The organism is Legionella maioricensis, from assembly GCF_023618015.1.
In the GTDB taxonomy this organism is placed as follows: domain Bacteria; phylum Pseudomonadota; class Gammaproteobacteria; order Legionellales; family Legionellaceae; genus Legionella; species Legionella maioricensis.
Genome location: NZ_JAJKBJ010000020.1, coordinates 40,622 through 53,957, shown reverse-complemented (window position 1 = coordinate 53,957; position 13,336 = coordinate 40,622). Strand labels below are relative to the sequence as shown.

Genomic DNA, 13,336 nt, shown 5'->3' with positions numbered 1-13,336 from the left:
CTTGTTTTTGTGGCACCGCCTAACTATATCTTGACAAGCAGCCCTGCTCCTGTTTCAATCAAACCAATACTCATAGATATTAAAGAACATTGAATGAACAACAAGATTGTCATAATGTTTATTGTTTCAGCGCTACTAACAAGTTGTGGTGGTACCTTTAGGAAACCTCCAGTGAATAACCCTAGTGACGACGCTACTATAAAATTAGCAGAAGCAGCTGTTTCAGTAAGTGATTCCATGCTCGAAATGGCCCGCATTGAAAAGGTAGTTACCCCTCCTCATCGAGACAATACGTTAACGATACCCAATGCATACAATCTGCAAGCAAGAGCTAGTGTGGACTGGTCAGGCCCCATAGAAGAGTTAACAGCCCGTATTGCTAAAGCATCGCACTTTAAGTTACGAATCTTAGGCAAGGCACCATCACTACCCGTATTAATTAGTCTAACTATTAAAGATCAAAGTCTAGCAGAAATCCTTCGTGATATTGACTACCAAGCAGGTAAGAAAGCCTATATTCACGTGTATCCTAACAGTCAGGTTGTAGAATTACGTTATGCCAAAATTTATTCCTAGTGTAGTAGTTATTATATTATCAGTCTTGCTGGGTGCTTGTTCTTCTTCTCGAGTAAACCTGGGAGATACCGGTTCATTGGCTGGAATACAGGCCATGGCCAACGGCAAATACAGCCGTGCCCAAAAGAAACAAAAAATGAGTAAAATTCGTGAAATGGCCCTTAAGGAAACAGCTTTAAGTCTCGGCGCTCAAGGAGGGCTGGCATGGAGAGCAAAACAAATTGATGAGGCACTTACGAAACAAGCCAGGAATCTGGATACCATCTATGATTTTAATGCCCTAATCCTGGAACATAATATTTTACCTCCGGTATTACTCGAAGGCAGAAACACGCTGAATCTGGCAGATGCTCAAAGCATACGCATTTCTGATCGTACCTATAAAGTAGCGAAACAGGCACGTTTTGTAACCACCCCACCTACTTGGCGCCAGTATCTTTGGATGGATTATTTAAAACCAGAAGCTCCTAACATTACTCTGCTGCCTAAAACCAAAGCGGAAAAGAAATTATGGTGCATCTATACCGCTCGAGGATGGAAAAAAGGTATAGACCAAGCCAATATTATTCTGGAAGAAAGCATCTCTCGGGTAAAAGAAGATTTCGGCGGGATGATTCTCTATAGAAAATTATTAGCAATGAATATGGTTTCGCCTCCTTATGTTTCCCATACTGATTTGGGCGTTACTGGTGATGCCTCTGAAATCCATATCGATGATAGAGTATTAAGGATCACTGCATTACCTGCACTTAATATCAACAGTAGTGAGTGGAGAGCCGCAGTCGCAAAAGATGAAAATGCTCTGGAACAGTTTAAAAACATGGAAAAAATTGCTAATCAGTCTAGAATTATAATTACCAATAAATCCTGGCAGCCTGTGATCGCTCCAGTAAACTGATAGTAAAAAAATATGACTAATGTTCATTTGATGCCTGACGAACCAACCCGTTTCACTCCAGTATTTATGGATAGAATGCTGGAGCATGCGGAAAGTCTAAATGCCTCGGATATCACCATACAAACAGGGGAGCCTATCTTTGCTGAGGTGTATGGAAAGCTGCTCAAAATTACTAACCGTCGGTTGTCTAATACGGAGTTGGGTGATTTAATCAACTCGATTTATGGCCCCAACGGTACAACTCAGCTGCTTTCTGGTAAGGATATAGATACTCACTATGAGTTTCGCCCCAATCGTGGCGTACGCTATCGTTATCGGGTTAATGGCACAGCTTGTCTGGTGGAAGGACATGATGCAATTCAGATTACTTTAAGAACTATTCCCACAACCCCACCCAAACTAAGCACAATGAATCTTCCTGATAATATTCTCGAGGCCATAGCACCACAAGAGGGAATTGTATTCATTACCGGAGCAACAGGTTCTGGTAAATCAACCCTTCTTGCCTCCATTATTCGCGAGCTAATAGAAACCTCGGATTCAAATAGAAAAGTATTAACTTATGAATCACCAATAGAATTCGTTTACGATGAAATTGAAACAATATCTTCAGTAGTAAGCCAATCAGAAATTCCACGCCACTTACCCAGTTTTGCTGATGGAGTGAGAAATGCGTTACGGCGAAAACCTCGTTTGATTATGGTGGGAGAGTGTCGAGATGCTGAAACCATTAGTGCTGCTCTGGAAGCAGCCCTGACAGGACACCCTGTATATACCACCTTACATACCTCTGGTGTAGCAGAAACCATGCGTCGCTTGGTTACCTCATTTGCAGGAGAGGAGCGTCTTGGAAGAACCATCGATATTCTGGAAACGATTAGACTGTGTATCTGGCAAAAACTGGTTCCCACTGTGGATGAAAGGCGAGTCGCCCTTAGAGAATACTTGGTATTTGATGAAGAGGTAAGAGACATCTTATTGGACGGAGATCCTAATGAAGTAACCTCTGCGACACGTAAGCTGGTAAGACAAAGAGGCCAATTAATGACTTTAGATGCCAAGATGAAATTTGAACAAGGCATTATTAGTGAGCGTGTTTATAAATTAATTATCGCGGGCGCTAAAGACTATCAACAACAATAGCATGCATATATAACCTCCTTCCTAATCGGCATTATCCTAAATAATAAAAAAAGATAAAATAATCAGGATTGGTGATAATGACCAAGGTACAGTGATTAAATACATTAAGCAGCTCCCCAAGCCTTCTGCTAACCGCCTAAGTTAAGAAAAACGTCATCTCGAGCATGGCGAGAGATCCCCTGAATATTGGGAGATCCTTCGTCGCAAGCTCCTCAAGATGACGAAGAAATTCCTTAACTTAATGGCAATGAGCCTTTGCTGTGGCAATAGAGGGCAGAATAAAAAATATAAGTCATTCGAGATAATGTTCCAATCATGGAGCTATAAAATAGGGGTTTGAATAGTAGGTGAAGGAAGGATAATATTCCCATTGGTAATAAGAATATTATTTGATATTTAATCAATGATTTAATGAGGGGCTGGTGGCCATTAATCCGACGTCCCGCGGCTTGTCTACAGAGTCAAAGAGCCAGGCACAGAGCAAGATTTCTAGATCCCGCGGACTAGCCGCGGGACGTAGGTGGGCTGGAATTGATTAATGCTACAACGCCGGCTTAAAATGAGTTATCAGCTGCCTAATAAAACAATAAAAGAGAAGCCATCATCGATAGAAATGCAATATGTTATTACAAAAGCGCACAAGCCATGTTTCTACCGGTAATCCCGGTAGATGAAATTAATGGATTTGCTCTAAAACTAGGTAAACATTCCTATCTATTTTGTGAGAATGAAACGCCATTTAATAGTAGCAGCAGCGCTCGTATTTCTGTTAATAAATACGTCAGTAATAAATTGCTGGAAATGGCAGGACTCCCCGTACCAAAAGCAATTGCTATACACGTGGATGAATTTAAGCAAAATAAGACCGAGGAAATGATAGCTCATTTAAAATTTCCCCTGGTGATTAAACCGGTGGACGGTTCGCTTGGTATTGGCGTCTTATGTAATATTCAAACGCTGGAACAACTTTTATTTTTTTTACCAAGCTACTTTTCATTATATGATAATTTGCTAATTGAAGAGTTTCATGGAAAATTAAAATCATATCGGGTATTGGTTTTTAATAAAAAAGTAATTGGTGTTGTTCAGCGCCATCCTGCTCGCGTAACTGGCGATGGCAAGCATAATATCCAGGAGCTGATTGACTTGACGAATATCCAACGTAAAGAAATTAATCCGTTCTTAGGTCCCATAAAGATAGATGATGAAGAGCAAATCAGGTTAAAAGAGCTTGGTATAGGCATAGATTATATTCCGTCAACTGGAGAACAAATCGTTTTATGCTATACCAGCAATGCGACCAGAGGCGGCAGCTACGAGGCTTTAGGCACGCAAATTTGCAAAGAAAATCGTAAGATAATGCGCCGGGTAGCCTCAGTATTAGACTTGGGACTTACCGGTATTGACCTTGAATGTGCCGATATCAATAGTCCAATGACTCAATCCAATGGGGTTATCCTTGAGGTAAATCACCGTCCAAGTATCAGGATTCACGAATTTCCACTCGCTGGGACGCCTCACTTGGTTACCAAACAGATCATGCGCTCATTTATTTTCCGTCATCCCCTATCCTATGTGTATTCACTCTATTCCAATAAGCCTACTGCATTTTATCTCAGAACGTTACTTACCCTCAGTATTATAGGAATGGTTTATTGGTTAGTTGCCTGACCAAATTAAATTCATAATCATCTTTTTACAATTATTTGACTCAAGATTCTAAGCTTATTGTCCCTATTTGTATTAGAATTATAACTAGAAGTATATATATTCGGGGTCATTCAATGAATTCAATTCAACTTTTAGATGCCTCATTAAGAGATGGGGGGCACCGAACAAATTTTCACTTTTCGGATGATGAACTACAAGGAGTTCTACGGCCTCTTGATAATTCAGGAATAGAATACATTGAAATTGGCTATCGAAATGGTTCCTTGCATCCCATAGAAAACCTTGGCAGAGCAGGATTTTGCGATAAAAACTATCTTCGCTTATGCCAATCATTGATTAAAAAATCAACCATTGCGGTGATGGCTCATCCTAACAATATTACTGAATCTGATCTTATAGAATTAAAAGATTGCGGCGTCGGTCTGTTGAGAATCTGTGTGCCTAAAAATGGTTTAATAGAGGCAATACCCACACTGCAACTTGCAAAGAAAATGAACTTGCCCGTTTCTATGAATTTTATTCATATGACTTATTACACTGACGACGAATTAGATGAGGTGGTTGACCAGGTGAGTAAGTACCAGCCTGAGATGATCTATTTTGCCGATTCAAACGGCAGCATCTTGCCACACAGAATCAAAACCATTTACGAAAAATATACCCATAATTATACAATCCCTTTTGGCTTCCATGCCCATGACAACATCGGTTTAGCCCAAATGAATGTTTTGACGGCAATGAGTTCCGGCGCTCAATTTATTGATGCCTCCCTAGCCGGTATGGGAAAAGGCACAGGCAACTTGAAAACAGAATTTTTGATTGCTTATTTACACGCAATTAATATAAAAAAATACGATTTACAAGCAGTTTTAACTGCAGCAAACTATGTGCGAGAAGCATTGAAGATAGGTCATGAAGCACTTGAAATGGGCGAGTTTATCAGGGGGATTTCCGATCTTTCAACAGCTGATCTCAAACTATTTAACTTGAATACTGAGATAAAATCATAGCGATCCGTTGGGTTATAACCCATAGTCGGCAGGCTAAGGATTTGTGTTGTTTAACTGCAAACAAGTCGCATGAAAATGTGTCATCCCCGCATAGGAGGCGATCCATTTATGCATTAGCATTGTACTAAAACAGCAATGGATTACCGCCTGCGCGAGAAGGACAATGACCTAAATTGTCTTAGACCACTGTGATTTATAACCCAAGCAAAGCGGTGGCGATTTGTGATTAAATTTATAGGATAAAAATGCAAAAGAAGAAGATATTAGTTATTACACCCGTTCAACACTGTCCCTCTTTCATTGAACCCATTATCAAACCTTTATCCTTTCTAGATGAAGAATACAGTATTCACCCCATCGACTCCCTAGCCCAAATGGACGATATTCCTAGTCAGGAGTATTATCATTATTGGCAGCAAGAACTAGCTAAATACATACCTCATTATGATGCCTTTTTTGGATTTTCCTTTGGCGGGATTATCCTACAACAATGCTTTTCTTTATTCACGAACAGCAATAAGCCCATTGTGTTGTTTTCAACCCCGACTTTTGCTGACCATTCCCTAACTAAAAAACTGGGAGAGGTGATCGCTTTGTGTCAGGAAAGCAAAATAGATGAAGCCCTTTCTGCTCTGTATCAACATGTCTATTACCCTAATAAAATACCCCCACAAGAAACGCAACCTTTCGATCCGGTAATTGCTGCAAAACGCATGATTTTTGGCTTAACTCGCGTATTAGAAACTGATTCAACTTCCGTTTTAAAAGAAAACGAAGTGAATCACCTGCATTTAATAGGAGAACTCTCTCATCTGGTGAATAAAGACAATGTGACTGCCGCTCCCAAAGGAAGGTTACTTAGCGTACCGGAAGCAGGTATGAGGATGCTGCGCGACAATCTCCCGTTTTGCAAAAAGGCTATATTGGAGACTTTAAATAGTGAAGCCTAAAGACAAGCTAAAGATAGCAGTTTTACCTGGTGACGGAATTGGGATTGAAGTAACCTATGCAGCTATACCTATAATTGAAGCACTTAATATCCCTTTCCAACTGACTTTTGGGGATATTGGCTGGTCTTATTGGCAAAGTGAGGGTAATGCATTCCCGGATAGAACATGGCAACTCATTGCAGAATCCAATTCAGTCTTGTTAGGGGCAGTAACCAGCAAACCCCTACGCGAAGCCAAGAAAGAATTAGCAACAAAATTTCAAAAAAAGAACCCCACTTATATATCGCCCATTATTCAATTAAGGCAAAAATTAGATTTATTTGCCAATGTACGTCCCTGCTTTTCTCTTAAAAATGGAGAAAAGAAATTTAATTTTTGTATCATTCGGGAAAACACCGAAGGTCTGTATTCCGGATTTGACTATTATCCCTTACCCGAGCCAATACAAGGATTGCTGGTCAACAATCAACGTTGGCAGTCCATTCCTGCAGATGAAATCAGTTGTGCATTACGTCTGCAATCCCAAACAGGATTATCACGCCTCTTCGAGTTTGCATTTCAACATGCCAATGCTAATGGTGTAACACGAGTAACTTTTGCAGATAAGCCTAATGTCTTGCGTCAAAGTAGTGAATTTGCCCGAGAAATTTTTGAAAAGGTATCGAGTTTATATCCTCATATTAATGCCGATATTCTAAACGTTGATGCAGTAGGCTTATGGATGATCCGACGACCTGAAGAGTTCGGTGTTATCGTGACCGAAAATATGTTCGGTGATATTTTATCAGATGTTGGTGCTGGCATCATGGGTGGTTTGGGCTTTGCACCCAGTGCCAATATTGGCCTCAAAGGCAGTTATTTTGAGCCGGTACATGGCAGTGGACTACGAATGAAAAATAATAGCGCCAATCCTAGCGCCATGTTTTTATCGATTAGCATGCTATTAGATCATTTTGGTTATCAAAAACAGGCAAAAAAAATTATTCATGCCGTGGCTGCGGTAGTGAATAAAAATCGTTTCGTCACTTATGATCTGGGCGGAAATGCTACTACCGCTGAAATGGCCAATGCCATTATTGAGCAATGCCTTAATTCTAACCAAGATCTTGATATGGCTTCATTTTCCATAAAAAAGGATGGCCTGAATATGATAGAACAGTTGCAAAAATTACGCTCGTTCAGCAGCGCAGAGATATCTGATGCACTCGATTCATGTGGTGTAGAGGGCGCCTTATTAGATATAAAACCGTTACTACAGGGAATGAAACTCATTGGGCCAGCATATACAGTGCAATACAAACCTAATGAAGAAAAAACATCCACTTTTAAAAATGCAGCGAACTATATTGATTCTATCCCTGCCAAATCAGTGATTGTTATTGACAATAATGGACGTAGTGATTGCACTGTTTGGGGCGATATTCTAACTCAGGTCGCCCTACAAAAAGATATTGCGGGCACCGTAGTTTACGGAGCTGTTCGAGATGTAGACGCTATCCGCACAACAAAGTATCCGGTCTTTAGTACCGCGGTATATATGCGTTCGGGTAAAAATCGTACCCATAAAACCAATGAACAATGCCCTCTAATCATCAATAAGGTGACTATTTATCCTGGTGATATTATTTTCGCTGATGATAACGGCGTATTAGTAATCCCTCAACATCTGGTTCTTGAGATCATTAACAAAGCAGACGCAATTAAGTTAACTGAAAATAATATCAAAGCCGCAATTAAATCAGGCTCTACACTGGAACAAGCAAGGACAGACTATCGCTATGACCAACCTTGGTTAGGTGCTGAAAAAAAATAGAGGTTCATGTGCACTCACTTTCTGATTATAAATTTATTGATATTCATTACCACGCATGTCCTGATCTTTATGACCGTCGATGGAATGCCATTAAAGCAGGACAACTTTATGACTCCCTGCATGGGGCCGTAGTTTTAAAAAGTCATTTGGGAGCGACAAGCGTGCAGGCAACTCTTGCCCAAAGACTGGACCTACCGGTTTTCTCTTCCCTGGTTTTAAATCATATTGCTGGAGGAATAAATTATCGAGTCATTCTACGTGCATTAAGTGAATATCAGCCATTAATTGCGGCAAAAATGATCGTTCATTTCCCAACCATTACCGGGCGTGCCTTTCAATCTAAATTATCGCGAACATTAACCCATCGCTGTCTAAGTAAACACAGTCTTAAAAGTGAAACACTTTTTAATACGAAGCAAAAATTACGAAAAGAAGTAATCGATATTTTAAAAATGGCTCAGGATTATCCCATTGTTTTATCAACCGGACACGCATCAAGAGAGGAAGTATACAGCCTGATTGATGCCTGTATTCAGTATCATGTTCCCGCATTATTATTAAATCAACCGGCTAATCCTCTGACTGGATTAAATGCGCAAGCACTCAGTTTACTGACCCAAAATAAGTTTATATGGGTCGAACAAACCGCTTTGACTTATTTATTAAATCATCAAGATAAAAAGGACTTCTCTACGGTTTTAACGTCCATACCCAGAGTCATTTATAGCTCTGATCTTGGTCAAACCGATCAAATGGATGTAGCAGATTGGCTTGCCTTTTCAAAACAAACTTTTAGTAAGTTAGGATTATCTGAACAAAGACAAGACGATTTAATGCGAGCGAACTCGTTGGCCTTACTTAGTTTATAACAAAATTTCTCGTAAAAAAGATGCCGTACTTTCCCAAGATCGAAGATCAGCCCTTTCATCATAATGCAACCCCATCTCATCATCATTTGCTTGCGGATTTGTAAAAGAATGCTGAACAAGGCCATACATATGAACTTGCCAATCTACCTTGCGTTCATTCATCTCAGCAGCAAATTGTTCTATCTGATCAGGGGGTACCAAGGGATCATCGTAACCGTGTAATACCAGTATTTTGGTATTTATGTGGGTATTAATCGCGCCTTCAGGCGCGGCAAGTAAACCATGAAAACTGACCACACCTTTAACATCAGCACCTGTGCGAGCCAAATCAAGTACGCATAGTCCCCCAAAACAATAACCTATGGCCGCAATTTTATCTTTATCAATTTGAGGTAGTTGAGTCAGGTGATTAAAGGCGGCAGTAATACGAGCTGCTAATTTTTGCCGATCTCGCATCAGAGGAGTCATTAGAGCCCTTCTTTCCGTCTTATCCTGTCCAAGTTGAGCGAGTCCATACATATCTATAGCAAAACCAACATACCCCATAGAGGCAAGCTGCACTGCCTTATTGCAAACAGCCTCGCCTCGTCCTCCCCAGTCATGGGCAACCATGACACCAGGTAATTTTTTTGCCGAACTGTTATACGCCATAAAGCCCTGACATACAGTTTCTCCATCGCTATAATTGATTTGCTCAGTGATTATCACTTTGATTCCTCAATGAAAAAGACTTATGAAAAACTGCAATGAATGAAACTATATCTATAAAATAATTGAGATACAAGCAGGCTATTTACGCCGATACAAAATCGAAACTGGAGACTATGCGAACAAGAGTCTCCACTCGCTCGCATAGTTTACCCTTCTGGAGGCGGTTCAGATTGTGGATTTTCCCCTGAAAGTTTGGCTTTTCCAGAGCCCCCAGGTTTGGAGATTCCTCCAAGTGCTTTCTGACCATAGCCGCCCAACTTATTGCCCATTTGCCCTTGAGCATCTTGAGTTGCTTTACCTGCTTCTCCGGTTTTGGTCTTCACTTCCTCGCCCCATTGGGTAGCTTCTTGACCGATACTTTCTGGGGTACCACCTATCCAACGTAAGACTTTATCAGGCAATAGGGAAATCAAAGTAAAGGACTTCTGCACAATCACTAAATACATGGTGGTATAGATTAATATGGAGAAGAAGTACGCATAAATACCTGCCCAGTCATTATATTGAGTACCCTGATAGACACCCGTTTGAGTTGCTGTTCCTGAACCTGGAGCGTTCATTGAGTTATTTAAATTAGGGTCCTCCCACGAGCCGTAGGAACCAGTCCAGGTGCTCTTACACATGCCCCAGGCAGAAGTTTTACACGCATTAGGATCCGCACTCGGACTACTTTGGATATAACTAATCGCATGATCAAAGCCTGCATTAAGCAGCCATACTCCAACGTAACAAAGAGCTATTGCTGCAATATAACCAATAATCATCAAAGCGGGTCTTAAGAAGATATTCATTAAGATCATAATTGCCGCCTCACCCTTACCAAAGGCATCATGTCCCTCAGGATGAGTAACCCCTAACGCTACTATAGGCGCCGCAACCATAGCCTCTATTACAGAAATCATCCAGGCTAAAGTTCCAAAGGTAAAAATCATATACGGCAAAATAGGAATATAATAGGCTGTTGTAAACCCGACACTGACCATAATACCAATCCAGGCTAGCAAAAGAGGCATGGCCAAGGCGATTAAGGCAAAAATAAACAAGCCGAAAAGCGGGATGATGGCGCTGGTTACTGCTAAATTCAATAGCATCAGCCACAAATTAGCAGAAAAGTTAATATACATCACACCCATATTGGCCAAGGCGACAATCGGATTAACTCCCGGAGCGTTTACCGTTTGTAATCCCTCTTGGAAAATACTTGCCATTCCCTGTAGTGGAATCATCAAGAAAGCCATAATTACTTGATTAATAATCTGGGAAAACATAGCAAGGAAAGCGTTGTATATATAACGGAATATGACGTTGTAAAACAAGTTCCCCATCATCCTTCCCAGACAAAATGAGAAAAATACAATTTTCACAGAACCGCAATCAAAATTCTGTTCTTTTAAATAATAGGTTTGGGGATCCACACTAAAATGAATCATATTGGCAAATTGTAAGGGAGCCAATCCGGGTTGCCCCTGTACCTGCATCATCATGGAGTTATTAATAAAGCCATACACGGATGAAGAAGCAAGCGTGTTTACAACACTGCTTGACGCAATTGAATTGGTATCTAACTGGGGCGCTGGTTGGGCTGTTCCTGCAACAGGAACTCCATTCACCGCTGAAGCATAAGTCCCATCCAATGCTGCCTGTACCTGAACAAGGAGAGTAGTACTATTGCCAACCCAGGTACATAATAAAGGATAAGTCCCATTATTACAGGTACCCGAAGTAACCCCGTTAAAACCAAAAGTACTGGAATCAAGGCCGGTACCGGTATCTGTTTTAGCGGAAGTATCCGCAGCATTTCCATTTAAAGCAACCAAATCAAAAAAGTAAGAACCAGCCATTATCCAGCCCTGATTGGTGGCATTGTTAATAAAGGCACGAGTGTTAGTTTGATTTGAGGACTGATTTGCCATGTTCATCAAATTGATGGTGGGGGTCATGATGCCGTTATAATCACTAATTGCCCCCTGAAATTCTGTCCCGTTAAATAATACACCGCTACCCGAAGTAAGAGGGCCCCAAATAACACAAGTATCACTATACTTATTACAAATGGTGCCTCCAGAAGTTAGCGGTACGCCAAATTGCTCTCGGGCGATCAATGAATAATTGTTATTAGTAGTAGAAGTCGTGCTACTACTTGTGGTCGTAGGAGTAATTGCCGGGTTATTATTAATCATTACCTGAGCAACTGAACCCAAATCAACATACATTTGCTGGATGGCTATTGCTCGAGACATTTGCGCTGTTTTAAACTGGGACCCAGTTACCCCAAGACTGCTCGCGTTGCCCAAGCCGTCTATAGCCTTCCATTTAATAATCCCGCAAATCCCGTTTAAATCTTTGAAAGGCGACGACTTGGGAAAATTAGGCATTTTTGCCTCGAAGTCTTTGGCATTTGGATCATTTTTCAGCTTATCATTTTGAATCGTCACGACATTTACTGAACTGATGAAATCAGGAATAGTGGTGTTGCAAAAAGATTTTAGGGTAGTAGCATTACATGGGGCTGCTGAGCTGTTGGTATTGCTTTGGCTCATATCCAGATAGGTTTGTCTTTGGCTTTCTAATTGTTTTTGCAAACCAAGCATACAGACTTCGCCAGAAAGGATGGCCATCGCTCCCCCAGGCACTCCTGACGATTGGGGATTGGTCAGATTTGCCGTTGGATTTGACTGTTGGGCCTGAATAATCACCCCGCCTCGATTCAAATAACCTAAGGCAGCTTCCCAAACTTTATCCGCAGCACCAATTCCCTGCACCACTATCCACATCACAAAAATCTGCATCAAACAATAACCGGATGCTTTAGGAATCAATAAGGCTAAGCCTAATGTTGAACGAACGGGAATCCAGATGGAGGACCATTTTTGACCGAGCATTTGTCCTTCATGGGCAGTATTCATAGTGGAAACCATCAAGGTATACATGATGATAATTCCACCCACCGCTAAAACCGCAGAATTAAAGACAGCAAACATAGTCCCCATGATTTGGCTGCCAGTACCATGCAAAACACCATCGACCACGCCGAATAAATTGCCCAGAAATACTACGGAGTAATCACTCGCTGGAGGCGCGAAACTTAAGGTACTATCAGCTAAAGCCAAAACAGGAAACAAAGAGAGAAGCACAGTTACAACCAGTTTATTCATTCTTTCTCCCCCAATAAGCCCTGGCGATACCATTCATCAAAGGTACAACCTAATTTACGATGTTTAATCTGGAAATACCAAAAATGATAACGGAAAGCCAAAACCAAGGCGATCAAGGTAACGACCAGACTAACGATAAACGCTTTATATGAACCATAAAAAAGTTGATATCCAGAATACCCTAGTATAAGCAAAGCCGCCGTGAGCATGACTAGGCTTAAGCGAAATAAAGCCTTCTGTTTTAACAACAGATCCGCATCACTTAAATGCATCTTGGATTTTGCTGATTCAAAAGATTCGACGGTAGTAATTTGTTCCGGAATGAAAAAATGCTTAATGCCATTTTTCAAAGCAATAGTAAATGCTTTAGTTCTATCCCAGTCAAACCATGTGCGGATGTTTATAATCCGTGTAAAGACTCTTACAACTCTTGACCTTGATTTCTTTTTCATATTTTTTACTTTTTTAGTAATGGACTTTTACCCTTCATAATATACTATAGTAGTATGTAGTGGTTTCGTCCATCAATCTATCACAGTA

At 40.8% G+C, this 13,336-nt stretch carries 11 protein-coding genes; 8 read left to right on the top strand and 3 right to left on the bottom strand.

All coding sequences use genetic code 11. The features are described from left to right. Positions 1–93: 93 nt before the first annotated feature. The 8 genes from dotD (at position 94) to LOX96_RS13960 (ending at position 8,930) form a co-directional block, all read left to right on the top strand. Entirely contained in the window at positions 94–576 is a 483-nt protein-coding gene (gene dotD, locus LOX96_RS13995) for a type IVB secretion system lipoprotein DotD (RefSeq protein WP_250423134.1), read from the top strand. Continuing rightward, positions 557–1,474: a type IV secretion system DotC family protein gene (locus LOX96_RS13990; protein WP_250423132.1), complete on the top strand. Its 918-nt coding sequence runs from the start codon at positions 557–559 to the stop codon at positions 1,472–1,474. The genes dotD and LOX96_RS13990 overlap by 20 nt, the downstream gene beginning before the upstream one ends. A gap of 30 nt (positions 1,475–1,504) precedes the next feature. Next, the gene (gene dotB / locus LOX96_RS13985; RefSeq protein ID WP_250423158.1) at positions 1,505–2,617 is read left to right on the top strand and encodes a Dot/Icm type IV secretion system ATPase DotB; all 1,113 of its coding nucleotides are present in this window, start codon (positions 1,505–1,507) and stop codon (positions 2,615–2,617) included. Between the two features lie 645 nt (positions 2,618–3,262). After that, positions 3,263–4,288 (top strand): UDP-N-acetylmuramyl peptide synthase, encoded by a 1,026-nt coding sequence (locus tag LOX96_RS13980; RefSeq protein WP_250423130.1) that lies wholly within the window; start codon positions 3,263–3,265, stop codon positions 4,286–4,288. Between the two features lie 113 nt (positions 4,289–4,401). Beyond that, positions 4,402–5,298 (top strand): beta/alpha barrel domain-containing protein, encoded by an 897-nt coding sequence (locus LOX96_RS13975; RefSeq protein WP_250423128.1) that lies wholly within the window; start codon positions 4,402–4,404, stop codon positions 5,296–5,298. Between the two features lie 245 nt (positions 5,299–5,543). Beyond that, positions 5,544–6,248: a hypothetical protein gene (locus LOX96_RS13970; RefSeq protein WP_250423126.1), complete on the top strand. Its 705-nt coding sequence runs from the start codon at positions 5,544–5,546 to the stop codon at positions 6,246–6,248. Then, positions 6,238–8,061 (top strand): isocitrate/isopropylmalate family dehydrogenase, encoded by a 1,824-nt coding sequence (locus LOX96_RS17650; RefSeq protein ID WP_250423124.1) that lies wholly within the window; start codon positions 6,238–6,240, stop codon positions 8,059–8,061. Before LOX96_RS13970 ends, LOX96_RS17650 begins: the two co-directional genes overlap by 11 nt. 8 nt (positions 8,062–8,069) lie before the next feature. Further along, positions 8,070–8,930, top strand: coding sequence for a DUF6282 family protein (locus LOX96_RS13960; RefSeq protein ID WP_250423123.1), 861 nt, complete (start codon positions 8,070–8,072; stop codon positions 8,928–8,930). On the opposite strand, the gene LOX96_RS13955 is transcribed toward LOX96_RS13960, so the two are convergent. The 3 genes from LOX96_RS13955 to icmV all read right to left on the bottom strand — a co-directional run bounded on the left by LOX96_RS13955 (position 8,925) and on the right by icmV (position 13,248). Further along, the gene (locus LOX96_RS13955; protein WP_250423120.1) at positions 8,925–9,638 is read right to left on the bottom strand and encodes a dienelactone hydrolase family protein; all 714 of its coding nucleotides are present in this window, start codon (positions 9,636–9,638) and stop codon (positions 8,925–8,927) included. The genes LOX96_RS13960 and LOX96_RS13955 overlap by 6 nt on opposite strands. Before the next feature lie 149 nt (positions 9,639–9,787). Then, positions 9,788–12,796, bottom strand: coding sequence for a type IVB secretion system protein DotA (gene dotA, locus LOX96_RS13950; protein ID WP_250423117.1), 3,009 nt, complete (start codon positions 12,794–12,796; stop codon positions 9,788–9,790). After that, on the bottom strand, positions 12,793–13,248 hold the full coding sequence (icmV, locus tag LOX96_RS13945; protein ID WP_250423113.1) for a type IVB secretion system protein IcmV: 456 nt from the start codon (positions 13,246–13,248) through the stop codon (positions 12,793–12,795). The genes dotA and icmV overlap by 4 nt, the downstream gene beginning before the upstream one ends. Between the last annotated feature and the right edge of the window lie 88 nt (positions 13,249–13,336).